The sequence below is a fragment of the Anaerocolumna chitinilytica genome (assembly GCF_014218355.1).
Lineage (GTDB): Bacteria > Bacillota > Clostridia > Lachnospirales > Lachnospiraceae > Anaerocolumna > Anaerocolumna chitinilytica.
Window position 1 is genome coordinate 275,436 of sequence record NZ_AP023368.1, and the last position, 25,078, is coordinate 300,513.

Genomic DNA, 25,078 nt, shown 5'->3' on the forward strand with positions numbered 1-25,078 from the left:
AAAAATCGGAAGCTTATGTACAGTCATTTTAAAAGAATTATTAAGTTAATAAAAATTACAAAAATAAGAAAGGCAGGTATATCATGCATCCCAATTATTATGTACAATTAGAGAAGTATGAAAAACTTATCTCAAAAAAGAATGAAATCAGTCCCATCTATAACGGTATTTACGACAGATATATAAATCCGGTTCTGACAAACGAACATATCCCGTTGTTTTGGAAATATGATTTAAATGAGGAGACTAATCCGTATTTCATGGAGCGTCTTGGCGTCAATGCGGTATTTAACTCCGGAGCCATTGAATTAAACGGTAAATATTATCTCGTAGCGAGAATTGAAGGGAATGACAGAAAGTCCTTCTTTGGTGTGGCAGAGAGCGACAGTCCGGTAGACGGATTCCGTTTCTGGGATTACCCTGTCCTTCTTCCTGATACCTGCAAGGAAGAAACCAATGTATATGATATGAGGCTTACCAAACATGAAGACGGTTATATCTACGGCGTATTTTGTTCAGAGAGTAAGGATACCACCAGCAATGATTTATCTGCGGCGAAAGCAGAGGCAGGGATTGTAAGAACCAAGGATTTAAAGACCTGGGAAAGACTTGATAACTTAAAGACTCTAAATTCTCCTCAGCAGAGAAATGTTGTACTCCATCCGGAATTTGTAAATGGTAAATATGCATTTTACACCAGACCCATGGATGACTTTATCAACACCGGTTCCGGTGGTGGCGTGGGCTTCGGACTATGTGAAGATATTACCCATGCTGTGATTGGGGAAGAAATCATCACCAGTCAGAGAAAATACCATACCATCACAGAAGCTAAGAATGGAGCAGGTGCAGTGCCTATTAAGACTGAAAAGGGCTGGATACACATAGCACACGGCGTACGTAATACAGCAGCAGGACTTCGCTATGTCATCTATGTATTTGCTACAGATTTAAAAGAGCCTTCCAAGGTGATAGCAGAACCTTCCGGTTTCTTTATTGCTCCTCTTGGTGAAGAGAGAGTAGGTGATGTCTCCAACGTTGCTTTTACCAACGGTGCTATTGTAACAGATAACGGAGAAGTGTATATCTACTATGCTTCCTCTGACACAAGACTGCATGTAGCCTCCACTACAATTGATAAGCTTTTGGATTATACCTTCAATACACCGGCTGATCCTCTGCGCTCTGTAGATTGTGTAAAACAAAGATGTGACTTGATTGCAAAAAATCTGGAATTCTTAAAATAAAGACAGGTATTCCAACTTTAATATATTTCGTGAGAAGCAGGATTCACAAAAAACCACTCTGGAAGTAAAGGGCTTCCGAGTGGTTTTTTGGATGAATATATAAAATTGAAAGGAATAGTTAAATGTGGTCGTGGGAATAAAGCAGACTTCAAAGGAAATTGAAGATTTTTATATACGATTATACTAATTCACACTATGCCTTTCTTGCTTTAAAGACAAAAGATAATGGCAGTTTTTGTGCCTTTCTCGACCTATCATCAACTTCTTCTTTCAGCTGTAAGGTTTTTTCATCAGTTTGCTCTATCATACGTTCGACAATAAACCCAGTGTCTGCTAGAGCGTTTATATATGTTGAAATCTTTCTATTGGGTAATAATATTTCCATACCATCAACTATTTGACTATGCCATTCTTCATCAAAATAACTTTTCTTAAAAACAAGTTTTCCATCATCCACTATAGTACAACCGTGTAAAGGATGTTTCCAACTAAATATAAAAATACCATCCTTTTTTAAATAGGAAGAAATACGTTGAAACACCTTTTTTAAGTCAGTTGCCCATCCCATTGCATATATTGAATAAACTATATCAAAATAGTTTTGTGGTATCCCACATTCATCTTCCATGGGAGAACATATCAGTTTTGGAGAATAATTATTTTCAGAAAGAAACCTTTGAGCGTTTTCAAGTTGCTTTTGTGAAATATCAAGTCCCCATAACTCACCAGCGTTTCTATCTGCATGATATTTTAATGAATGTCCACTCCCACAACCAACCTCGAGCATTGTTTTCCCGGTTACATCACCAAATAAATGCAACTCATTTTCTGTAACAAACTGAACTCCATATTCAGGAAGAGCCGTTACACCAAACCAATCATCAGCAGTCATATTCCAATATGTTTTATTAACTTCATGTATCTTTTTATTTTCCATGTTACTATCCTTTCATCCTTTTGTACACTAACTTAATTATATAATATATGGATGATGTTAACAATTAAATGGTATTAAAAGTTATTTACTAAACCATGCTTTACTAAGTAAATCAATACCTTCAGCAATCTCACTGTCAGTCATTCCACTAAAGCCAAGAAAAACCATATTATTAGGATATTTATCCTTGCGTAACCAATATGTAGATACAGGAGAGACTAGAACACCATATTCTTTAGCCTTTTCTATTATCTCTTCTTCTGATAATCCATTATTTAATTCTAGCAAGATATGCAAACCTGCATTTTTACCATGAATAATGACATTGTTTCCCATAAATTTATGAATAGAGTAGATTAAAGTATCATGTCTTCTTTTGTTTAGAAGAGATATTTTACGCAGATGACTATCCCAATGTCCTAAATGCATAAATTGTTGGATTATTTTTTGCTCGACTACTGGAACTGAGGTTTGGTAGCTAATAAAAAGTTTATCATACAATTCTAGTAATGATTGGGGTAATACCATATAATTCAACCGCAAGCTTGGAGACAACGACTTTGAAAAAGTACCAATATATATAACACAACCTTTTGAATCAATCCCTTGTATAGAAGGGATTGGCCTTGAACTGTAACGAAATTCACTATCATAATCATCTTCAATTATAATTCCATTTTCTCTTCTTGCCCAATCTAATAATTGCAATCTTTTTTGAATTGGCATCACTGATCCAGTCGGAAATTGGTGTGAGGGGGTCACATATACAATATTTGTAGAACTATTTTCTAATTCAGTAATATTTATTCCACTCTTGTCTAAGCTAATTGGAACAACATCATACCCGTTATTGTTAAAAATTTTTCTTGCACCAATGTAGCCAGGATCTTCTAAAGCTACTTTAGAAAAATCGTTTTTGAACATCTGACATAATAAACTTAAACACAGCTCAAAGCCTGAAGTAATAATAACCTGTTCTGCGGTACAGGAGACACCTCTTGACTTATTTAAATAATCCATTATTTCCATTCGTAATTCTTTTTCGCCTTTACTGCTAGTATAAGATGTCATAACCTCGGCATCTATAGAGGCCAAGCATTTATTTGATATCCTTCTCCATAAGCGCAAAGGAAAATCAGAAGCATTTAACTTTCCATATTTGAAATTATACTTATAATTATTATCAGAATTCATATTAGGTAAAGTAGTATTTATGTATTTTTCATTATTGACAGAGTTATCTCGCTTTAACTTAGTGATAAACTCACTATCTAGTTTTTCAACTATAAACCCGCTGCCTGCTTTACTAGTAACATATCCTTCAGATGAAAGTTGTAGATAGGCACTTTCTACTGTATTTCTACTGACATTTAATGTTGTTGCAAGCGTTCGTGTCGAATATAGCTTACAGCCTTCTAAAAGCTGTCCTGAAATTATATCTTCTTTTAACTGCTCATAAATTTGCAAATATAGTGGAACTCTTGAATCGTTATCTAGAACAATCATTTTCTGAAACACTCTCCTTAAGAATAACTGTATCCTATAAAATAAAACAAATTGGCACTTTTAATGAGTACACATCAATTGTATAATTGCTTTATTGAAAAGTCAATGTGCACAAATTAAGACTTTTTAAGACTTTTAAAAAAATAAAAATGAAAAATAATTAAAGAGGAGGAATTTAAATGTTGAATGAAAAATTGCTTGAAGTTATATCACATGAAGGTGTAGTAGCTATAGTATCTTGTAGTAACAATGAGGCACATGTGGTTAATACTTGGCATTCATTTCTTAGTGTTACTGAAGATGGCAGGATATTATTACCTGCAGGAGGCATGAGAAGAACTCAAAAAAACATAGAAGCAAATAATAAAGTTAAAGTTACTTTAGGTAGCAAAGAGGTTATGGGACATCAACATCCTGGAGCAGGATTTTTAATAGAAGGAACTGCAAAATTCCTTATAGAGGGTCCAGACTTTGATATGGTGAAGAAAAAATTTCCTTTCTTAAGTAGAGTATTAGAGATAACAGTTACCACTGCTAAGCAAACATTATAGTCATAATAAAACTCAATCCTTGAAAAGAGTACTTTATATTAGTGAAATAACTAAAAAAGTACTCTTTTATGTTATTCATTTTAAATATTTTTAACTTAATTAGGGTAGTAGGAGCATCTGTGCCATGCACTAAAAAAAATGTTTTATCGTCCCCTTTTGTATTTCTTGTTTTATATAATCATAAAGTGAAACATAGAATGGAGTATTTTTATGACTATCTAAAATAGGTATTACTCCAAACATTTCAATAACCTCCTACAACTGGTACCATAAAAAATATAAAAATGGATGCTTTTAATAATAGAAGATCATAATTATGATGTAAACATTGTATTAGATAAATAGGAGAATAAAAAATGGGCGAGGACTTAATAACAATTAAAGAATTAACCGAAGAAGAGCAGTGGAAAGATGCTTTTTTAGTAATGAAACAGTTACTAACTGATTTGGATGAGAAAAAATATTTACAACTTATAAAAGAAATGCATAAAGAAGGCTATAAAATGTTTGCCCTATTTGAAAAAGGGAAAATTGTTGTAGTTACAGGTGTAATCCAGCTTACAAACTTATATTATGGAAAACATATATGGGTTTATGACTTAATCACCGATGAAAGTAAAAGGTCAAGAGGATATGGAGAAAAACTTTTAATATATATACAAACTTGGGGTAAGGAAAATGGATGTGGCATAGTAGCACTTTCTTCTGGCTTCGAAAGAGCCAGTGCACATAGATTTTATGAAAATAAGATGGCATATACCAAATCAAGTTATGTTTTTAGAACACAAGTTTAAGATTTCCTTGGTAGAAATGTCATGACACCATCTGTTTAGAGTACATCTTTGACCGACAGTGAAATATGAGTCTATTGTGTCTGTTTAGGGTTTTAAAACAAATAAAAAGATATATCGGTAAATTCAAATACTTATTTCTATAGCTTTCCATATGAGTTATAAAACCGCGGTTATTTCCTATGGATTACTCTTGAGATTTTAGAAAAAGAGTATCTGTACCATTTCAATACAAAAAGAAGATAGGCTCCTTGAGAGACCTATCTTCTTTTTGGGAAAAATATATAAGGGGGGAGTGTATATAATAAGGGGTTATACACACTTTAGATATAAGCCAAATTAAAATTATGAATTAACCAAAATATCTTGCTAATAAACCAGCAAATGCCTTGCCGTGTCTTGCTTCATCTCTTGCCATCTCGTGAACAGTGTCATGAATAGCATCCAGATTAGCAGCCTTTGCACGTTTTGCAAGATCTGTCTTTCCTGCAGTAGCGCCATTCTCGGCAGCAACTCTCAGCTCAAGATTCTTCTTGGTACTGGAGGTGAGTACTTCGCCCAGGAGCTCTGCAAACTTAGCAGCATGCTCTGCTTCTTCAAAAGCAGCTTTTTCATAATACATACCAATCTCAGGATATCCTTCTCTATGTGCCACTCTTGCCATTGCTAAGTACATGCCTACTTCACAGCATTCTCCGTTAAAGTTATCTCTTAAATCTTTTAAGATATCTTCACTAACACCTTGTGCAACACCTACTACATGTTCAGAAGCCCATGTAAAATCATCGCTTTGTTCAGCGAACTTAGTAGAGGGTGCCTTACAAACGGGACATTGCTCCGGTGCTGAATCTCCTTCATGAACATAACCACATACCTGACAGACAAATTTCTTCATTGTAATAATCTCCTTCGATAATTTATTTAATAATAGTAACTGTTATTGAAATTATATTATAACATATTGTATTATTTGTCAATAGTCTTTTTAAAAAATAAGTAAAAAAATCCGGTACCAGAAATACTGATACCGGATTTGATAATTTTTATTCTTTGCTATTCTTAAGACATTTACCGCAAACCCCAAAAAAGTAGGTGCTGCTGGCATCTATGGTACCATCAAAATTCTCTGTGGCAGATTTCAATAGGTATTCTGTTGCACCTTCGGGTAAAGTAATATCTTCCACTGCTGAACATTCCTTACAAACAAAATGATAATGAGGTAAGACATTACCGTCAAAGCGGTCGCTGCCATCACCATATGAAATCTTAATGATGGACCCTTGCTCAACAAGAAAGTTTAGGTTACGATAGACCGTTCCAAGACTGATATTTGGATATACCTTCCGAATATTATCATACACCATATCAGCTGTTGGGTGCTCTTTTGTAGTGGCGAGGTAATTCTTAATAGATTCCCTTTGCCGGCTGAACTTAGTTGTAGTCATAGCTCACCTCCAATAACAATAATTATTACTAAGATTAACATATGTGAGCTATTCTGTCAATATTTAAAAAATATTCCCGGCGATGAACTTATACATTAAGATAAAGTGGCATACAGTTCCGCCGATACAAAAGAGGTGGAATATCTCATGGGAACCGAAATTCTTGTGGCGGCTGTTAAATATGGGCAGCTTTAGAGCATAAATGATTCCGCCTACGGTGTAGATAATACCACCTGCTAACAGCCAGTTAAAGCCTTCAATAGGCAAGGTGCTTAATATAGGAGAAAATGCTAATACGCAAGTCCAGCCCATAATGATATAAATAACGGAGGATACCCATTTGGGACAATAAACCCAAAAGGCCTTTAATACGATTCCCAGGATGGCCATACTCCATATAATGATTAAAAGGGTTGTTCCTACTTTTCCTTTTAAAGGAATTAGACAAATAGGTGTGTAGGTCCCTGCAATTAATATAAAGATCATCATGTGATCGAATTTTTTAAGTATCCGGTTCACCTTGTCAGACAAATCAAAGGTATGATATACTGTGCTTGCGGTATAAAGTAATATCATACTAAGGGCAAAGATGCCAAGCGCTAAGATACCGGTTTTATCAGGTGTCCTGGAAGCTTTGTACAATAAAGGAAAAGCAGAAAAGACAGCCATAAGCATGCCGATAAAGTGAGTGATTGCGCTTCCAGGGTCTTTTGGGTGTTTAAGAAACTGAGCCATGTTAAATCATTCCTTTCATGTTGTGATATTAATAAATATATGATGTAGTATTAAAAACTACATAAGCAGTTATCTATACTATATCACGTAGTTTAAAAAAATCAAGGGGTTAATTTAAATTTTTTTATTTTGTTTTAGAAAGGTTGGAAAATCAGATGGATATTAGAGTCGGAGATATTGTAAAACTAAAAAAACAGCATCCTTGCGGAAGCAGTTTGTGGGAAGTATTGCGTATCGGAATGGATTTTCGATTAAAATGCGAAGGCTGCGGCCATCAGATCATGGTTCCGAGAAAATTAGTAGAAAAAAACTTAAGACAATTAATTCGAAAAGAGGAAGAGAATAAAGAAATTCAAAAATAGGCATAGAGGGATCAAAATTTTATATTTATGATAACAAAGAAACAGACGGAGTATCTTTTATACCTACTTGGGTAGATAAATCAGATAACCGTCTGTTTCTTTAATATACTATTTTTCTTCTAATTCCATAAGTGCTAATTTAATGCATCCCATTATACCCTGGTCATCATTTAAAGCAGCAGGAACGATATAGTTGTCAATATCCTCAAGAAGAGGTGTTTTTAAATAGCCATTTATGAGCGTAATAACCTGTTCTCTGATCATAGGGAAAAGGTGTGTCTGATGCATAACGCCACCGCCTAAAACGATTCTATGAGGTGAGAGGGTAAAGATGTAACCTACCAGAGCCTGCGCAATATAATATGCTTCTAATTCCCAGGCTTTATGGTCTGGTGCAAGTTCATAAGCTTTCTTGCCCCAGCGTTTTTCAATAGCAGGTCCGGCTGCAAGGCCTTCAAAGCAGTTGGAGTGGTAAGGGCAGGCACCGGTAAAGCTGTCTTCCGGGTGGCGGCTTAAGAGAACATGTCCGGCTTCCGGATGCAGCATACCATGAAGCAGTTTCCCATTTTGGTATACTCCAACCCCAACACCGGTTCCAATCGTAATATAGATGCTGCTGTCAACGCCTTTTGTACTTCCCCAGGTAGCTTCCCCCAAGGCAGAACCATTGACATCGGTATCAAAACCGACCGGAACTCCGAGGTGTTTGGTAAGTGTGCCTACAATATCACAATTTACCCATGCTAATTTAGGGGTAGAAGTTATGTAGCCATAGGTTTTGGAGTTTCTATCCAGGTCAATGGGGCCAAAGGAGCCGATACCAAGAGCTTTAATATCCTTGTCTTTAAAATAGTCTATGATTTTTGGAAGTGTAATATCCGGGGTTTCAGTTGGAATAGAAGTCTGTTCCAGTATTTCTCCGTTTTCGTTGCCGATCGCAAGAACCATTTTGGTTCCGCCGGCCTCTAATGCGCCTAATAACATTATTATGTCCTCCGTAAATATATTCGTAATTTCTATTTTAACGGAAATACTATAAAAAATACAGTAGTATTTTTCAAATACTATAAAAAATAGGGTTGAACGGTATAATTTTATGGGATATCATAAAACAGAATATATATGCTTTATAAAACATAAATAATATTTTAATTATCATAAGGGAGGAAAGAACATATGAGATTTTTTTCAAAAGAAATAAAAGTAGAAGCCGTCGGAGTAAAGGAACCGGCCTTATTGTGGGGATATATTCCTGATAATTCAGGTGAAATTGATAAAAACAGAAAACACCCTGCCGTTTTAATCTTGCCGGGCGGCGGCTATGAATTTACCTCTGAGAGAGAAGGGGAAGCAGTAGCATTACGGTTTGCGGCGGAAGGCATCTGTGCTTTTGTGTTAAAATATCATGTTGCGCCTGCCAGATTTCCGGCTGCATTATGCGAAGCGCTAACGGCTATGGCATTTATCCGGGAAAACAGTGAGGAATATCAGGTGGACAGTGAAAATATCAGCGTATGCGGTTTCTCTGCAGGAGGTCATCTTGCTGCTTCTGTCGGCGTTCATTGGAATAAAGAAAGTGTATTAAAGTATATCGGTAAAAAAGCAGCTACGGTCAGACCGGATAATCTCGTGCTGTGCTACCCGGTAATCACCAGCGGTGAATATACTCATGAAGGTTCCATGAAAAGCCTCCTTGGGGATAAGAGAATGGATGAGGAGCTTGTACTCTTTAATGATTTGGATAAGCAGGTTGCTGCTGATACTCCGAGAACCTTTATCTGGCACACCTGGGATGATACGGTTGTACCGGTTGAGAATACATTGTTTTTTGCAACTGCTCTGGCTAAAAGTAAAGTGGAAACAGAAGCTCATATCTACCCTTCAGGATTTCACGGCCTTTCCCTTGGCAATAGCGTCGTAAATGGCGGATGGAAATATGGAGAAGAACATCCTTCTTCAGAGTGGTTAGAAAAAGCTGTAAGATTCATTTATTCGAAGTAAGTTAATAGTTTTGCGTTGTTTTCTCTCTCTCTTTCTGCAAGATATGAAAAAATCCGGTGTATGAGTAAAAGAATTCACAAATCTGCGATGAATCCTTGCAGGCATTAGCATAAAAATTGTACCGGGATTTATGTCAGCAGGTAGAAAAGAGGGAATAGATGTATCAGCCATTAAAGATAGGCGAATTAACTGCGAAGCTGCCCATTATCCAAGGTGGAATGGGGGTTGGTATCAGTCTTAGTTCCCTGGCCGGAGCTGTTGCGGCTAAAGGGGGAATCGGTGTAATATCAACCGCTCAAATTGGATTTACAGAAGAAGACTATGATAAAAATCCACTGGAAGCAAACCTTAGAATGATAGGTGAACATATAAAAAGAGCTAGAAAAATAGCCGGAAGCGGAATATTGGGGGTGAATATCATGGTAGCCACCAAGAATTATGAGCTTTATGTGAAGGAGGCTGTAAAGAACGGAATCGATATTATTATATCCGGAGCCGGGCTGCCTTTAGAGCTTCCGTCATTGGTAAAAGGAACAAAAACCAAGTTGATTCCGATAATTTCTTCCTTAAAAGGAGCCCGAGTACTCTTAAAGCTGTGGGATAGAAAAGAAAATACAGCACCGGATGCGGTACTGATAGAGGGACCAAAGGCCGGGGGGCATCTTGGCTTTACCCTTGATGAGCTGGAGAACCATGAGGAACAGGCTTACCAAAAGGAAATTGAAGAGATTGTTAATCTTACAAAGGAATACGGAGATAAATACGGTAAGGATATACCGGTTATCACTGCGGGCGGAATACAGGATAAGAAGGATATGGAGAGTTATTTTTCTCTCGGAGTAAGAGGAATCCAGGTAGCGACTAAATTTGTAACTACGGAGGAGTGTGATGCTCATCCTCGCTACAAAGATGCTTATATAGCCTGCAAAAAAGAAGATATCGTTATTGTCAAAAGCCCTGTGGGAATGCCCGGACGAGCTATTAAGAATGAGTTTATTGAAAGAACTTTCCTTGGAAAGATTCCTATTAAAAGATGTCATGGCTGCATTAAAACCTGTGACCCCAAAGATACACCTTATTGTATTACAGATGCATTAGTCAATGCAGCCAGAGGCAATCTTGAAAATGCACTAATCTTCTGCGGAGCTAATGCCTATCTGGAAAATCGTATAAGAAGAGTGGAAGAAGTACTAGGGGATTATTTTGATTAAAGGCAGTTAAGATGTAGAAGCAATTACAGAATATACAAATGCCAGGCATTTTATATTTCACAATTTTAGCCCTGTGGTTTTCGCGGTATTGCAGAAAACCATGGGGTTTTTTTGCGGGCTCTTTTGTACTGGATTGTAAAATCAGGAAAGGCTGGCTGTAAGTGCATTGACTCCACAGATAATAAATGATATAAAGAAAATATGGTATTTACTGGTTGATGACCACAGAAGTAAAAAAGAACTAGGAAAAACCGTATGAGATAACTATAAAATGTTAAGGAGTTTTATAATATGAAGATATTAAACTTTGGGTCTTTAAATATTGACCATGTGTATGAAGTGCCGCATTTTCTGCATCCGGGGGAAACACTCTCTTCCTCCAAGTACAGTCGTTTTCCGGGAGGAAAAGGTCTGAACCAGTCCATTGCCATGGCAAGAGCCGGAGCGATTGTCTATCATGCGGGAAAGATCGGGGAGAACTCAGATTTTTTAATTGACGTTCTAAAAAAAGATAAAATCGATACTACACTCTTAGATACTACCGGTTCACAAACAGGTCATGCTATTGTTCAGGTTAATAAAGAAGGTGAGAATTGTATACTTGTCTTTGGAGGAAGCAATCAGGAGATTACCACTCAGTATGTGGATGAAGTCTTCTCTGCTTTTCAGGAGGATGTGCTTTTAGTACTGCAGAATGAGATTAATAATCTGGAATATGTCTTAAAGAAAGCAAAGCAGCAGGGAATTAAAATAGCACTGAATCCGTCACCTATTGATGAGACGTTAAAGAGTATGGATTTATCCGGAATCACCTGGCTGATATTAAATGAGATTGAAGTGGTAGAATTAGGAGGCTCTGAAAACACAGAAGAATGTATAAAAAATCTGTTGGAACGGTATCCGGATATGCGTATTCTCTTAACCCTTGGTGAAAAGGGAGCCATCTATCAGGATAAGGACACCTGTTATGCTCAGAAGTCCTATAAGACCAGTGTAAAGGATACGACAGCAGCAGGAGATACTTTTATGGGATATTTTATAAGTCTCACAGCAGGAGGGGCGGAACCGGAGGAGGCATTAGATGCCGCTGCCAGAGCAGCCTCTATAGCGGTGTCCAGGGAAGGAGCTGCCAGTTCTATACCGATGCTTTGTGAAGTTAGAAGTTAAATCGGATGGATCATTATGCCTTTGATATAACAAGATATTTTTAACGTACGTTTATACCATTTAACAGGGACAAACTCTTTGAGTAGTTGTTTATGATGTTGGTGGATTTATTTAAATTATCAATATTAAATGATAGTAAGACAAGAATAGAGCAGAGCTTAAAGGCTCTGCTTATTTTTTGGATTTTCAAATTTTAGGTAAATTAAAAGTAGGGAGCTTATTGTTTGCATGGAAAAATATTGATATAATTAGGCTGTTATTTGAAAAGAAACATATAATAGGGGGAAAACCAATGAAAAAATTATTAAAAAAATTATTTTTATGTACAGTAGTATTAATAGCAATATTCTCGCTGTCACAGATTACTGCTTTTGCAGAATATGAAGTGAGTACTACAACTTGCAGTATGGATAATAACAATGATTATCAAGAATCCGATTTTACTATGCCAAAGGACGGAAAAGTTAAAGTTAATATAAGTATAACGGACAAAGACAGCATACCTGGTATTTTAAAGGTTTCTTTTCGCAAAGCTGATGATGAAGATCGGGCAATAGTTCAGGTGTTTACGGGGATTACAGCTTCATCTCCAATAACAGATGCCATAGTTGATTTAGATGCAGGTAACTATTATGTTTCTTATGTATTAAGCAATGCCTCAGGAGAGCGCACGAATACAGCAATTTCGTTGACGTGTACTATTGAGATACTCCCAACGGAGGTAACAAACATATCGGAATTAAAGGTGAATGCTATTAATTCCTTGGATGAAATAACAGATAAAGGATACAGCGAATTGCAGTTTGGAGATTTTGAAAAGGATAAAAGTATAGTTATTCCATTCACTGTTGACAGAAAAGGTGGGATTTATATCTCTATGAAACCGTCCTATGAAATTTTTAATGAGATTAAAGGAACAATATATAAGGATAAAGAATGTACTCAAGCTCTTGGGAAAAGTTTTAGTTTGTATGATATGGACGATAATAAGGATTACTTAAGAAGTTTGCCTTCTAGTGGTACCTATTATATTAATTTTATACTAAAGAATGATGAAATTTTTCATGAAGTAGAAGAAACACCATTTCAAGTAAAACTATACGAGATAAACGGAGAAGACAGAAGCATCACTAGCGGCAAATCAACACTTGCTTACCAAGAAAAAACGGACAAAAAAATTAATTTCAAATTCGTAGTAAAAGCAACAAGTGTGTTGGCTATAGATTTGCGTTCTGCTGATAATTCGAAAAGTGGATCAGCCTCTTTTCGCCTACTGGATAAAAATAAAAAAGCAATTACCAAAACTAGCACCTTACATAGTGATTTAAAGGAAGATGGTGATGGATACGATATGATGGTAAAATATTATACAGTAACAGCAGGAAGCTATTATATCCAGGTGTCTGCTTCTGATAATTTATACGAATTGGTTAGCTATGGAAATAAATATAAATCTAATGCTGGGTTAAACAAAGCGAAGGCAAAGAGCATTAGAGTGCAGGGAACATATGGAACAGGTCTTTTTACAACTGCAGATAAAACATCAAAGGTAGAATGGTATAAATTTACAATTAATTCAAGGCAATACGTTCAAATTATGTTAGAATTTTTATTGGACGGGAAGTTTGACTGTGAAGTTATCGATTCAAAAGGTACATTATTATATCAATTAAGTAAAGGAATCGACAACAAAGAGGGGCATTGGATTTTAGCGGTAGAAAATTATTTTGATAAAGGAACCTATTATATAAAAGTTCATAAGTCAGGGGCCTCCAGTTCTCTTGCATACATACTTAATCTTAATAATTAGAAAATTCGGTATATTAAATAAGCATATTAATAAGTCTTTATATAAATATACTATACAGCTTATTAAATATAAAATTTTCTTGCCAAGCCTCGCAATATATGATAAAATATATATTCGTGATATGTTATACATTATTTTCCTTGCTCTTTCCGAACGAAGGGATTATTTATAATCCGACTTTGTCAAATAGCCGCTGCGGCATTTGTGAGAAAGGGCCAGAGACCAGAAGGAGGTGCAGACAACTATGAACCAATATGAATTAGCCTTAGTTGTAAATGCAAAAATCGAAGACGAAGCTAGAAACGCAACAGTGGAAGCCGTAAAAGAACTTATTACAAGATTTGGCGGCAACATCACTAACATCGACGAATGGGGTAGGAAGAAATTAGCTTACGAAGTTCAGAAGATGAAAGAAGGCTTCTATTATTTTATCCAATTCGATGCTGATTCAACATGCCCTGGCGAAGTTGAAGATCGTATTCGCATTATGGAAAATGTAATCAGATTCTTATGCATTAGACGGGACGCATAGTAAAAGGAGGTATTCCTTAATATGAATAAAGTCATTTTAATGGGTCGTCTTACAAGAGACCCGGAAGTAAGGTACTCTCAAGGAGAGAACTCCACAGCAGTTGCCAGATACAGTTTGGCAGTAGACCGCAGATTTAAAAGACCCGGTGAAGCAGATGCAGATTTTATCAATTGTGTAAGCTTTGGTAAAGCAGCTGAATTTGCTGAGAAGTATTTTAAACAAGGAACTAAGATTGCTGTTACTGGAAGAATCCAGACAGGCAGTTACACCAATAAGGATGGACAGAAAGTTTATACAACTGATGTTGTAGTTGAAGAACAGGAATTTGCAGAGAGCAAAGGTTCATCCAGTACCGAATCCGGCTATCAGCAAACCCAGAGGCCAACACCCAGCCAGGCAATTGGAGATGGATTTATGAACATTCCCGATGGACTGGATGAGGAGCTGCCATTTAGTTAAAGCATAAAGAATAAAGAAGATTAATCAGTTATTCATTGGATAAGGAGGTCAGGTCATGGCATATAATAAAAATGACAGAAACAGCAATAGAGATGATAAAGGCGATTCCCCTATGAAGAGAAGAAACACCCGCAGAAGGAAAAAGGTTTGTGTATTCTGTGCGGACAAGAATCATACAGGAATTGATTATAAGGATGTAAATAAGTTAAAGAGATATGTATCTGAAAGAGGAAAGATTCTTCCTAGAAGAATTACAGGAAACTGTGCTAAACATCAGAGAGCTCTTACAGTAGCTATTAAGAGAGCAAGACACATCGCTTTAATGCCTTACACTCTGGATTAATCTCAGTAAGATCAGGGATTTCTGAAGATGTGAAAAGTCGCTTTACGCGGCTTGTACATGTTTTTGAATAAGAAATGAAATAGCCGTTACATGACTGAAAGTGAAATACTTCGCTTTGGTCATGTAGCGGCTTTTTATTTATATAAAAATGTATGAAATGTTCTTTACTGCCCTCAGAAGTCTTAATTTGATTCGATGAATGCTTTTAAACGTTCAGCAAGCTCCGCAGAATTCTGGGCAGTAGCTGAGAGTTCTTCCATTGCTGCAGACTGGTCTTCTGTGATTTCCAGAGTCTTTCGGGAATTGAGCTCCGTGCTGCTGATTTTTTCATTAATCTTTGAATTCAGGTTATTTATGTGCATGGTAGTACTTTTGGTATGCTCGGATAATTTCTGAATATCGCTAGCAACAACTGCAAATACACGCCCGTTATTACCTAATCTTGCGGCTTCTATGGAGGCATTCAAGCCGATGAGCTTGGTTGTATTGGCAACCTTGGTAATGGAGTTCAGAACTTGTTCGATTTCACTCGTAACAGCACGAATTTCTGATATCTCAGTGTACAAATCCTGCTGGTTACTGGTGATTGTCTGGGCAGATTCTGCAAGTATCTCCACCGTCTTTGATATCTCAACAAAATTATTGGCCAGAATCGTTGACAATAGTTCGGTTTCTATTCTTCCATATCCTTCCTGGGCAAGAGTATTAACAACAATAAACAGGACTTCTGCTGCTGCTTCTATGTTATGGGAGTTGACAATATCGATTTTTTTGGCGGCCATGTATAGCTCGTCCTCAGGCAGGTCAATCTCCCTGGCCACTTGCCGTATTGCTGCTTCATTCGGAGCTTTGTCTAAGATCTGACCTCCCAAAACCGTACCAAGGAGTTCTCCCTGGATAATAATAGGGGCGGAAAAATCAATCAGCCCGGCATGACACTTTCCGATGTAAGGCTTTCCAAGCTTAGCAGCTTCAGTACCAAAATAGCTGTGACATTCGGCACAGCGGTTGTCACCTTTTGAATTGGAATGGATATAGGCACTGCAAAAAGGCCGGTAATGACTTGGTTTTGTTATTTCCTGACCTGACCGGTTGACGGATACTGCCGCACAATTCATACCGATTGCAAAATTATCCAGGAATTTTTGCAAAGTAGGTATATCGATAATGTCTTCGATTTCTAACTTCTGTAAGTCGATTTTTTCGTTTGTAATAGAAATCATATGTTTTACCTCCGCCCATTAATGGAATATTCATACATAACATAAATTGGTACAAAATTGTAGATAGTGTACAATTAAGTGGTAGAAAATGTATTGTTATATATAAATATTATACAATAAATTGGTATCAATTACAAGCATATTTGACGTAAAATGTCGAATAACTTTCACTTTAATTACAGTTGTTGAATAACTTAAATCTCATAACAACATTAAGGGCTCTAAAGCTATATGGGTTAGTGCTCATGACATCATGTTGCCAATTGATTGGAAATATATATTTGACAATTCCTTCCTAAAATGATATATTATGTGAAACGATATATCGTATCGCGTAATAGATAAATATAATGGGCAGGAGGGGGAGATATGCCATATCAGGAAGGACCAATGACAGAAGCCATGTATTATGTGCTATTAGCTCTTAGTAAACCAACCCATGGATATCAGCTGATGTTAGATATAAAAGAGATTTCAGGCGGCCGTATCGAAATGGGTCCTGGAACTCTCTATGGGGTACTTACCAGATTGCTGAAAGAGAATCTGCTGAGGATAAAGCAGGACGATGGTAGAAGGAAAACCTATGAACTGACAATCCAAGGGAGAATAGCTCTGAAATCCGAATATGAGCGTTTAAAATCGATGTTAAAGGATGGAGCTTTCTTAGAAGGGGAGTAATGATGAGAGTAAAGAAATTTCGCAGATTAAGTGTATATGATATTGGTAAGACGGAGAGCTATTTGTCTGATATGGCTAAGCAGGGCTTATTCTTAACAGGTATGAGGCAAGGGTGTAATATTTTTGAGATTAATGAGCCCGCCGATATAGAGTATCGCATTGAATATGGGGAGAGGGCCTTAAATAAAGAAATGCGTGAGATGTATGAAGTGTCTGGGTGGGATCATGTATGTTCCTATAGGGGGATTCATATCTTTCGAGCGGCAGCTTCTGAGGGATTGTTGGAAATACATACAGACCCGGAAGAACAGAGTTATACGCTAAAGAACAGAAGTTCTATGTTAATCAAATTGATTTTTATAGAATTAATTTTGTTATTCGCTATGATAGCAATTACAATTTTTACAATCAGAATTGGCAATACCCCGATATTAAACCTGTTTGAAAATAATTTCATTTACTTTGTTAATATTGCTCTTGTTGTTTATGTAATATATGAGGTCACCAGAGAGATGCAGGTATTTAATCGTATAAAGAAACGGCTCCAGATGGGTTTTTATATTAATCATCATGAGCCGTGGAAGAAGCGTTCGGTGAGCGGATACATAGTAAATGGTATCTTAGCTGTTTTATTTATTTTGTGTATTGCTTCATTTGTCAGCAATATAGGATCAATTTCCGGGTATATAACAGGTAAGTCAAATTATGCACTTACAATGGAGACGAAGCTGCCGGTTATAAGACTCAATGAGATAGAGAAGCTTGAATCCCCGGAACTTCGAACATATATAACAAAAGTTAGTACCCATCCTGTTAGTTATGTAAGGGTCAATTATAATGTATTTATGAAGGAAATGGAAATATATGAAGAGTTTGTCCGGAAGGATAGCATTGATGATGAGAGCTACACTCCTACCATTCGCACTAATTATTATAAGGTTTATCTGCCTTTTATGGTAAAAGGCCTTATGAAGGATGTATTATATAAAGCAAAGTGTTATTTTATACACTTTCCGGAGGTGGAAACCAAGGCTGAGAAGCTTGATTGTAAAGGAGTGGATGAATTTTATTACCTGCCATCAGACGGAAATGAAAAGAATTATTTTGAAGTGGTTGCAAGAAAGAAAAATATAATAATATGGATGATATACAGTGGTCATAAAACACGGACAGAAGTGATGGAAGCCACACAAGAATTGTTTGAATAAATGAATCTTGAATGCAGTTTATTACTTTTGTCAATTTCTTGATCATAAATAAGATAGAAATGTTTATGAACTTGATTTTAGAAATATTTATGCTATACTAAACTTAATTGTAAATTTTATTTAGAAATAGGAGGGATTTATATGAAATCCATTAAATCTGTTGATCGCAAACAATGCTCCGCGCAGAGACCACAAAAAATTTAGTCGGCTTGCTTTGCTCGGAGCTCTGATTCTTAAGTAGCTGGTGAATAATAATGTATTTTTTAAGCCTTCAAGGGAAAAGGCTTATTTGCGTACGTTTTCACCAGCTTACTACAGATTAAGAGATGGATTTTATAGAAAATCTTTGCTGCAGCATGGTTTGCCATGCTGCAGTTTTTTTGGCCTTTGCTTCATCTAAACATTAATATCAGAGGAGCAAAGAATATGAAATATATTAAAGCCCAGGATATATTACCTGAGGAAATGATTAAATTATTACAGCAGTATGTAGATGGCGAATACTTATATATCCCTCGCAAAGAAGGGGAAAAGAAAACCTGGGGAGAAATGAGCGGAGCCAGGTCGTTACTAAAAGAAAGAAATCTAGAGATTTACAAAAAATACCGCAGCGGACGGACAGCGGAAGAGCTGGCCATGGAGTATTTTTTGTCAGAACAGAGTATCAGACGTATCTTGAGTCAAGTAAAATGGGATGTTTAAGTTCTTTACAGAAAAGTATGTGTAATAGTTTTTGGACGGATGTTGCGATATAGTTATCTTGTAGCTAGGAAGAAGACTACGAAGGATAATTACACAGAAAGGAATGATTTGTATGGCATTAAAGCCCCATAGAGGAAAAACATTATGGAGTACGCCATCCCATGGCAGAGGAACTTGTCCTGTATGCAAAACAGAAAGAATTAAAGTACTGTATCCGCTGATTGCTGAAGACGGCAGTAAAACAACAGTATGTAAAAGATGCAAGGATAAAAAAGTGATATCTGTAAAATAGAGAGGTGTATAGCCGTTACATAACTCAGAAGAGAATTCTGTTAGACGTAATATATCTAAGAGATAACTTCAAAGAGTTATGTGACGGCTTTTATTTTTTTGAAACAATTGCTCTGAAGCTAAAACAGCACAGTGGACGCCATGAAAGAGATAAAAAAATTGCATCTGATAGCATACTATACTATAATTTACTGGAAGTGAGATGATACGGAAATGATATAGAAGAACTAAACTTAAGCTGGGGAGGCATAAATGAAAGACTTTATATTGGAAGTATGTGCAGATTCTGTGGAATCTGTTTTAGCGGGAGAAAAAGGCGGAGCCTCTAGAATTGAGCTGTGCAGTAATCTTGTGATTGGGGGAACGACGCCAAGTCCAAAATTATACGAGGAGATTCGCAAGTACAGTAGTATCAGGATCCATGCATTGATTCGTCCGCGATTCGGAGATTTCTGCTATACCTCATATGAATATTCCATTATAAAAGAAGAAGTCAGGATGTTCCGGGAATTGGGAGCGGAAGGAGTAGTAATTGGCGTTCTTACACCGGAGGGTACTTTGAATCTGGAAGCCATGTATGGACTGATGGAAGAGGCAAAAGGAATGTCTGTTACCCTGCACCGGGCATTTGATATGACAGCAGATCCTTTTGAGGCAATGGAACAGGCTATAAGTTTAGGAATTAACACAATCCTAACCTCGGGCCAGAAAAATGAATGTACAGAAGGAATTCCCCTCCTGAAAACTCTAAAAGAAAGGAGCAGGGAGCGTATAGATATCCTGACGGGCGGGGGTGTAAATGACAGGGTTATTCCAAAGCTATATACAGCTGCCGGTGTGACAGCCTATCATATGTCAGGAAAAGAAGTACTAGACAGTAACATGATCTATCGAAAAGGAGAGGTGAATATGGGACTGCCTTCTCTTAGTGAATATACAATATACCGTACAGGGGAAGAAAACGTCCGGCAGGCAAGAAAAGCCCTTGATAAGTGCGCGGTTAGCTAAATACATTGCTTTATACATTAACAAGGGCTTTAAGAAATAGGTAGAATATATTCAAGAAAAATGCACTGACTAATCTTAGTGCAAAATTGATACAAAACAATGCTATAAAAAATGCTCTGGGGAATAGGACATGCATATTCCTCAGAGCATTTTTTTATTGTAATCCCTTGCTATATATGGATATAGTATTGTCTTGATTTCTCGGTCTAGCTTTCAAAATCCCCGGTAGAACTGCGGAAGATGACCTTGGAGGTTATATAAGTAACCTCGTAAGGGACAGAGGGGTATTTAATACGGTAAAGAATCTGCAGAGCCAGGCGAAAGCCAAGGCTTTGGTTGAATACCTGTACGGTGGTCATGGTTTCTGCAAGAGAATTTTCTGTATTTGCATCAAATCCTGAAAGAGCAATATCTTCCGGTATACAGAGTCTGCGTTTTAAGAGCAGCTGCATTAAGATACAAGCTACATAGTCGTTGGCACAGATAAATGCATCCGGCATGGAAGGCAGTGTATCAAGAAAATCTCCGATCTCTTCTTTGTAGGTATCAACTCCGATGGAATGTGTCAGGCACAGTTCTGTATTAACGGGTAGTCCATGCTGAAGCAGAGCACTGGAGAAACCCTCAAAGCGTTCATGGTTTGACATGGCATAGTTGATATCGCCGATAAAACCAAAAGATTTTCGACCCTTTTTAATTAAATGCTCTGTAATCTCGTAAATACTGTTGCGGTTTTCTGTCAGAATCAGGTCACCGTTTAGTTCTGATGAAGGAACGGCGGTGGAGGTATCTAAAAATACCTTGGGAACAGGAGAGGCCGCCAGCAGACGGAGGAGCTGCTCGTTATAAACATTCATAATAATAATACCGTGAGTGCTGCCATTAACGAGAGAAGCGGGAAGCACATAATTTCCGCTGATAGAGGATGGCAGATAAGTATACACCAGGTTAACATTGTGAAGAGAAAGCTCTTTCGCAATCTGGTGAATGATAGTCATCCAAAAGATAGAGGTTTCCGGGCGGCATACGGCAACTGCGATATTTACAGGGGGTTCGGAGACGGGAGCCTCTGTGGTGTTGAAGTTTTCTGGGAATTTATAATTCAATTCCTGAGCTTTGGCGATAATTTTATTCCTAAGGTCTTCGGAAACGCCTTCTTGACCGCTGAATACCTTCCAGACCGTTGTGCGTGATGCACCGAGGGAATCTGCGATTTTTTGTAGAGTAATTTTTTTCATTATTACACCAATCTGCACGCTGTGGTGCTCATATATAATTGAATCATAGGAAAAAGCTAAGATGTTTTCATTATTATACCAGTTCATACAAATATTTTCAAACGTAAAAATTAACATAATGAACATTTTCCCTTAAGATAGTTCTGGGAAAATAAGCTGGTAATTCTATCTCACTTCCATCTTGCCATTGGAATAAATTATTATTTTTTGGGCCTTATCCGCAGCAGGACAAGACATCTCAAAGGTATGGGAAGTGGTCTCTATCTGATAGGGCAAAGGCTTTATCGTTTGGTTGGCGTCAGTGGGAGCATATTCATGCAGGATACCTGTTAACTCTTCCAAACAATTACTGTAATGCCCTTTTAAGTCCATAAATATCTGCTGGGCATAGTAGAGCTTTCGCAGCTCCCATTTGAGGTATTCATCTTCCGGAATGTTGTAGGAAGGGCTGTCTTTTTCGGTACCGGTAAAGAACAGGAAGCCCCACAATTCCGGATAGTGGATATTAATTACTCCAGTTGGTGCCCATACCCAATTATCTTCAGGAAGAATTTGTCCGGTGGAAGGATTTATCCGTTTCTGATATGTACCGTCCTTGCAGTCTGTTTTCCATTGAACCCGGGAGAAGTTTATCCGGTAGTATTCGCCTTCCTTCGGAGCCTGTTTCCCGGGAAGACATTCTGTAAGAGCAGAAAAGGGAATAACAACCTCTACTGACCAGCTTCGATTGGAAGCGGATGGCTGGTTGACAGTACCGTCAACAGATACAGCTGTTCGCAGACCATGAATGTCATAACCGTTAAGAGCGCTGCCGTTATCCCGGTAGGCTACAGGCAGAAACAGATCCCATACGGTGTTTAAAACGTTCATTTCAAATTCGTAATACTGCTGTGTATCGGAATCCGGGTCGATAAAGATCTCGAAATCGTTGTCCTGGAAGATAACATCGTCACGCTGGCTGATATGACCCCAGATTTCATTGCCATCCAGTTGGGCACCGATATATAAATTCTCATCATCCCAGAGCATTTTGGCCTGTGTAAGGAATCGAGGCTTGGGCATATGTGCTCCTTCTATATCTATAAAAGCATTGGTAAAAGGCGCTTCTTCCCAAAAGGGCTTGTCAAGCCTTCCGTCTAAAACAAAGGGTTTTAAGGGCCTGCGGCAATAGTAAATGGGTGGATTGAAATCAATTGCTGGGATTGGGATTCTTATAGGATTCATAGTATACCTCTCTTCTGCCAATTTGTTATCGCAAATTCATTCCTAATCCGATTATAGCATATGTTTAGTTTTTTACAATAGAAAGTTAACATTAATGAACAAAATATTTACAAATATTGAACATATGAAGGAAATAAATATTTAAAATAAAAGAAAATACTAGTTTTTCTTTCTACATTATAAGTTTAAAGATAGTCCGTTTTAACAAGTATATGCTTATGGTTTATATAAATTGTTAATATCTCACTAAAAAATGTTAAAAAACATGATATTTATACTGCATAATTGTAACATATTCTAAAAAGAGAACAATTTAACAAAACATATTGACATTAAAGTGAACAAATGTTAAGATTAGTCCATCAAAAACACGGATATATAACCTTAAAAAGGAGTGAAATTAGAGATAATGGACAAATAATGAACATATTATTGAAATAGAAGAATATACATGTTAATAATGTTCAAAACGTAAATGATAAAAATAGTTAAAACATCAATAGGAAGAATCGTGGAGGAAAGAAACATGAATTCAAAAACAAAAAAGAAGAAAGGTAACATATTACGAGTGCTGAGAAGAGATATGTCCCTCTGGATGTTTTGCATTCCGGGTGTTGTTCTGACATTTATCTTCAGCTATGTGCCCATGTATGGTATCCAGCTTGCTTTCAGAAGATATAACGGAAGAGCAGGTATATGGGGCAGCCCGTGGGTGGGGTTGTACTACTTCAAGAGGTTCTTTGAGTCTCCCTATTTTGACTCAACTATCAGAAATACTTTGATTTTGAGCCTTTACGGATTAATCGTATCGTTTCCTATTCCGATTATTCTCGCATTGATGCTGAATTCTTTCAGACATAAAAGATACCGTAAAGTAATTCAGACAGTTACCTATGCACCGAATTTTATTTCCACCGTTGTTATGTGCGGTATGATTATTTTGTTTTTATCACCTTATGTAGGAATTATAAATAGCATTATGCAGTTTTTCGGTCTTGATCCGGTGAATTTTATGGCAAAGAAAGAGTATTGGCGGCACATATATGTTTGGACCGGTATTTGGCAAAGTACGGGGTGGAGTTCTGTTATTTATTTCGCGGCATTGTCCGGCATCAGTCCGGAGCTCCATGAGGCAGGCCGCTGTGACGGCGCAACGAAGCTCCAGCTCATACGGCATATAGATTTTCCTTCTATATTACCTACGGCAACCATTTTACTGATAATGAGCTGCGGCAGTATCCTTTCTGTCGGTTTTGAAAAAGCCTACTTGCTGCAAAATAACCTGAACCTGACGGTGTCTGAAATTATTTCAACTTATGTTTATAAAGTTGGTCTGATTAATAATGATGTATCCTATTCAACGGCAATCGGCCTTTTTAATACATTAATTAATCTGGTTATGCTGGTAGCTGTAAATAAAGCAGCGGATAAACTTTCAGGCAATAGTTTATGGTAGGAGGAGAAAAATGGTGAAAGCAAGGTCTACAAAGCGCTGCAAGGAAGATGTGATTTTTGATGTGGTAACATTCCTGGTTATGACGGTTATTTTGATAATTGTGGCATATCCCCTGTATTGGGTGGTGATATCGTCCATCAGTAAACCAAGTGCCGTATCCAGCGGAGAGGTTTTATGGAAGCCTATAGGATTTACCTTAAAAGGCTATGGGGAAGTATTTAAGAACAGTGCGGTAATGAGAGGCTTTTTGAATTCTATCTTTTATACTGTCTGCGGAGTTACGGTTAATCTGGCAGTGACGCTGCCCACGGCCTATGCACTGTCAAGAAGTGTATTCAGCGGGAAAAAGCCAATTACATTATTTTATATGGTAACGATGTTTTTTGGCGGCGGCTTAATTCCTACGTATTTAGTGGTTAAAAACTTACATATGCTCAATTCTATGTGGGCACTGATCCTTCCGGGCTGTTTGAGTGTATATAACATGATTGTAGCCAGAACCTTCTTTAAGTCCAACATTTCAGAAGAATTGTATGAGGCAGCCGAGATTGATGGCTGCTCCCAGGGGAAGTTTTTCTTTAAAATTGCACTTCCGCTGTCAAAAGCTATCATTGCTATTCTGGTACTGTACTATGGGGTAGGACATTGGAATTCTTATTTCTCTGCCCTGGTATACATCTCAGATAAGGATCATTATCCGCTACAGCTTGTATTACGCAATATTCTGATTACCAATGAGACGGCTCTGTCTCAGACAGCGACCACAAAAGCTGCCAGAGAAGCACTTCGAGAAAAACAGCAATTAATTGATGTTATGAAATATTCCCTGATTATTATCAGCAGCATTCCGGTGTTGGTTCTCTATCCCTTTATCCAGAAACATTTTGTTAAGGGAGTGATGATTGGCTCTGTAAAAGGCTGAGAGGAACCGTTTATTTACCGGTATTAATAAA

General features: G+C 37.2%; 27 protein-coding genes. 18 read left to right on the forward strand and 9 right to left on the reverse strand.

What is annotated here, in order from left to right:
• Positions 1-83: 83 nt before the first annotated feature.
• Complete coding sequence (locus tag bsdcttw_RS01225; RefSeq protein ID WP_185257645.1) at positions 84-1,247, forward strand: glycoside hydrolase family 130 protein; 1,164 nt, start codon at positions 84-86, stop codon at positions 1,245-1,247.
• 193 nt (positions 1,248-1,440) lie between these two features.
• On the opposite strand, the gene bsdcttw_RS01230 is transcribed toward bsdcttw_RS01225, so the two are convergent.
• The gene (locus bsdcttw_RS01230) at positions 1,441-2,184 is read right to left on the reverse strand and encodes a class I SAM-dependent methyltransferase (RefSeq protein ID WP_185257646.1); all 744 of its coding nucleotides are present in this window, start codon (positions 2,182-2,184) and stop codon (positions 1,441-1,443) included.
• 81 nt (positions 2,185-2,265) lie between these two features.
• The gene (pdxR, locus tag bsdcttw_RS01235) at positions 2,266-3,690 is read right to left on the reverse strand and encodes a MocR-like pyridoxine biosynthesis transcription factor PdxR (RefSeq protein ID WP_185257647.1); all 1,425 of its coding nucleotides are present in this window, start codon (positions 3,688-3,690) and stop codon (positions 2,266-2,268) included.
• A gap of 179 nt (positions 3,691-3,869) precedes the next feature.
• On the opposite strand from pdxR, the gene bsdcttw_RS01240 reads away from it, so the two are divergent.
• A complete protein-coding gene (locus tag bsdcttw_RS01240) occupies positions 3,870-4,241 on the forward strand; it encodes a pyridoxamine 5'-phosphate oxidase family protein (RefSeq protein WP_185257648.1) in 372 nt (123 codons plus the stop codon).
• 356 nt (positions 4,242-4,597) lie between these two features.
• Positions 4,598-5,035: a GNAT family N-acetyltransferase gene (locus tag bsdcttw_RS01245; RefSeq protein WP_185257649.1), complete on the forward strand. Its 438-nt coding sequence runs from the start codon at positions 4,598-4,600 to the stop codon at positions 5,033-5,035.
• 349 nt (positions 5,036-5,384) lie between these two features.
• Here bsdcttw_RS01245 and bsdcttw_RS01250 read toward each other — a convergent pair whose 3' ends face one another.
• The 3 genes from bsdcttw_RS01250 to trhA form a co-directional block, all read right to left on the reverse strand.
• Positions 5,385-5,927 carry an NADH peroxidase gene (locus bsdcttw_RS01250; protein ID WP_185257650.1) on the reverse strand — a complete coding sequence of 181 codons (543 nt, stop codon included), beginning with the start codon at positions 5,925-5,927 and terminating at the stop codon, positions 5,385-5,387.
• 148 nt (positions 5,928-6,075) lie between these two features.
• Positions 6,076-6,477, reverse strand: coding sequence for a Fur family transcriptional regulator (locus bsdcttw_RS01255; RefSeq protein WP_185257651.1), 402 nt, complete (start codon positions 6,475-6,477; stop codon positions 6,076-6,078).
• A 63-nt stretch (positions 6,478-6,540) separates the two neighbouring features.
• Entirely contained in the window at positions 6,541-7,212 is a 672-nt protein-coding gene (trhA, locus tag bsdcttw_RS01260; RefSeq protein WP_185257652.1) for a PAQR family membrane homeostasis protein TrhA, read from the reverse strand.
• Positions 7,213-7,367: 155 nt separating this feature from the next.
• Between trhA and bsdcttw_RS01265 the strand changes: the two genes are divergently transcribed.
• Positions 7,368-7,574, forward strand: coding sequence for a DUF951 domain-containing protein (locus bsdcttw_RS01265; protein WP_185257653.1), 207 nt, complete (start codon positions 7,368-7,370; stop codon positions 7,572-7,574).
• Between the two features lie 108 nt (positions 7,575-7,682).
• Here the strand turns inward: bsdcttw_RS01265 and bsdcttw_RS01270 are convergent, their stop codons facing one another.
• A complete protein-coding gene (locus bsdcttw_RS01270) occupies positions 7,683-8,558 on the reverse strand; it encodes an ROK family protein (protein ID WP_185257654.1) in 876 nt (291 codons plus the stop codon).
• Between the two features lie 192 nt (positions 8,559-8,750).
• On the opposite strand from bsdcttw_RS01270, the gene bsdcttw_RS01275 reads away from it, so the two are divergent.
• From bsdcttw_RS01275 to rpsR, 7 genes are all read left to right on the forward strand, one after another.
• Entirely contained in the window at positions 8,751-9,575 is an 825-nt protein-coding gene (locus bsdcttw_RS01275) for an alpha/beta hydrolase (RefSeq protein ID WP_185257655.1), read from the forward strand.
• Positions 9,576-9,733: 158 nt separating this feature from the next.
• Positions 9,734-10,786 carry an NAD(P)H-dependent flavin oxidoreductase gene (locus tag bsdcttw_RS01280; RefSeq protein WP_185257656.1) on the forward strand — a complete coding sequence of 351 codons (1,053 nt, stop codon included), beginning with the start codon at positions 9,734-9,736 and terminating at the stop codon, positions 10,784-10,786.
• 291 nt (positions 10,787-11,077) lie between these two features.
• The gene (locus tag bsdcttw_RS01285) at positions 11,078-11,953 is read left to right on the forward strand and encodes a ribokinase (RefSeq protein ID WP_185257657.1); all 876 of its coding nucleotides are present in this window, start codon (positions 11,078-11,080) and stop codon (positions 11,951-11,953) included.
• Between the two features lie 292 nt (positions 11,954-12,245).
• Positions 12,246-13,763, forward strand: coding sequence for a pre-peptidase C-terminal domain-containing protein (locus bsdcttw_RS01290; protein ID WP_207726475.1), 1,518 nt, complete (start codon positions 12,246-12,248; stop codon positions 13,761-13,763).
• Positions 13,764-14,007: 244 nt separating this feature from the next.
• Positions 14,008-14,295, forward strand: a complete 288-nt coding sequence (rpsF, locus tag bsdcttw_RS01295) for a 30S ribosomal protein S6 (protein WP_185257659.1) — start codon at positions 14,008-14,010, stop codon at positions 14,293-14,295.
• A 21-nt stretch (positions 14,296-14,316) separates the two neighbouring features.
• Positions 14,317-14,754 (forward strand): single-stranded DNA-binding protein, encoded by a 438-nt coding sequence (locus bsdcttw_RS01300; protein ID WP_185257660.1) that lies wholly within the window; start codon positions 14,317-14,319, stop codon positions 14,752-14,754.
• A gap of 55 nt (positions 14,755-14,809) precedes the next feature.
• The gene (rpsR, locus tag bsdcttw_RS01305; RefSeq protein ID WP_408626496.1) at positions 14,810-15,097 is read left to right on the forward strand and encodes a 30S ribosomal protein S18; all 288 of its coding nucleotides are present in this window, start codon (positions 14,810-14,812) and stop codon (positions 15,095-15,097) included.
• Positions 15,098-15,279: 182 nt separating this feature from the next.
• On the opposite strand, the gene bsdcttw_RS01310 is transcribed toward rpsR, so the two are convergent.
• On the reverse strand, positions 15,280-16,320 hold the full coding sequence (locus bsdcttw_RS01310; protein WP_185257661.1) for a PocR ligand-binding domain-containing protein: 1,041 nt from the start codon (positions 16,318-16,320) through the stop codon (positions 15,280-15,282).
• A 369-nt stretch (positions 16,321-16,689) separates the two neighbouring features.
• On the opposite strand from bsdcttw_RS01310, the gene bsdcttw_RS01315 reads away from it, so the two are divergent.
• From bsdcttw_RS01315 to bsdcttw_RS01335, 5 genes are all read left to right on the forward strand, one after another.
• Positions 16,690-16,998, forward strand: a complete 309-nt coding sequence (locus bsdcttw_RS01315) for a PadR family transcriptional regulator (RefSeq protein ID WP_185257662.1) — start codon at positions 16,690-16,692, stop codon at positions 16,996-16,998.
• Between the two features lie 2 nt (positions 16,999-17,000).
• A complete protein-coding gene (locus bsdcttw_RS01320) occupies positions 17,001-18,206 on the forward strand; it encodes a DUF2812 domain-containing protein (protein ID WP_207726476.1) in 1,206 nt (401 codons plus the stop codon).
• Positions 18,207-18,632: 426 nt separating this feature from the next.
• Complete coding sequence (locus tag bsdcttw_RS01325) at positions 18,633-18,908, forward strand: CD3324 family protein (RefSeq protein ID WP_185257664.1); 276 nt, start codon at positions 18,633-18,635, stop codon at positions 18,906-18,908.
• A gap of 112 nt (positions 18,909-19,020) precedes the next feature.
• Entirely contained in the window at positions 19,021-19,200 is a 180-nt protein-coding gene (locus bsdcttw_RS01330; protein ID WP_185259648.1) for a hypothetical protein, read from the forward strand.
• Positions 19,201-19,451: 251 nt separating this feature from the next.
• Positions 19,452-20,207: a copper homeostasis protein CutC gene (locus bsdcttw_RS01335; RefSeq protein ID WP_185257665.1), complete on the forward strand. Its 756-nt coding sequence runs from the start codon at positions 19,452-19,454 to the stop codon at positions 20,205-20,207.
• A gap of 206 nt (positions 20,208-20,413) precedes the next feature.
• On the opposite strand, the gene bsdcttw_RS01340 is transcribed toward bsdcttw_RS01335, so the two are convergent.
• Positions 20,414-21,562, reverse strand: a complete 1,149-nt coding sequence (locus bsdcttw_RS01340; protein WP_185257666.1) for a LacI family DNA-binding transcriptional regulator — start codon at positions 21,560-21,562, stop codon at positions 20,414-20,416.
• Positions 21,563-21,610: 48 nt separating this feature from the next.
• Positions 21,611-22,669 carry a carbohydrate-binding family 9-like protein gene (locus bsdcttw_RS01345; RefSeq protein WP_185257667.1) on the reverse strand — a complete coding sequence of 353 codons (1,059 nt, stop codon included), beginning with the start codon at positions 22,667-22,669 and terminating at the stop codon, positions 21,611-21,613.
• 526 nt (positions 22,670-23,195) lie between these two features.
• On the opposite strand from bsdcttw_RS01345, the gene bsdcttw_RS01350 reads away from it, so the two are divergent.
• Together bsdcttw_RS01350 and bsdcttw_RS01355 are read left to right on the forward strand one after the other, a co-directional pair.
• Entirely contained in the window at positions 23,196-24,125 is a 930-nt protein-coding gene (locus tag bsdcttw_RS01350) for an ABC transporter permease (RefSeq protein WP_185257668.1), read from the forward strand.
• A gap of 10 nt (positions 24,126-24,135) precedes the next feature.
• The gene (locus bsdcttw_RS01355) at positions 24,136-25,047 is read left to right on the forward strand and encodes a carbohydrate ABC transporter permease (RefSeq protein WP_185257669.1); all 912 of its coding nucleotides are present in this window, start codon (positions 24,136-24,138) and stop codon (positions 25,045-25,047) included.
• Positions 25,048-25,078 lie beyond the last annotated feature (31 nt).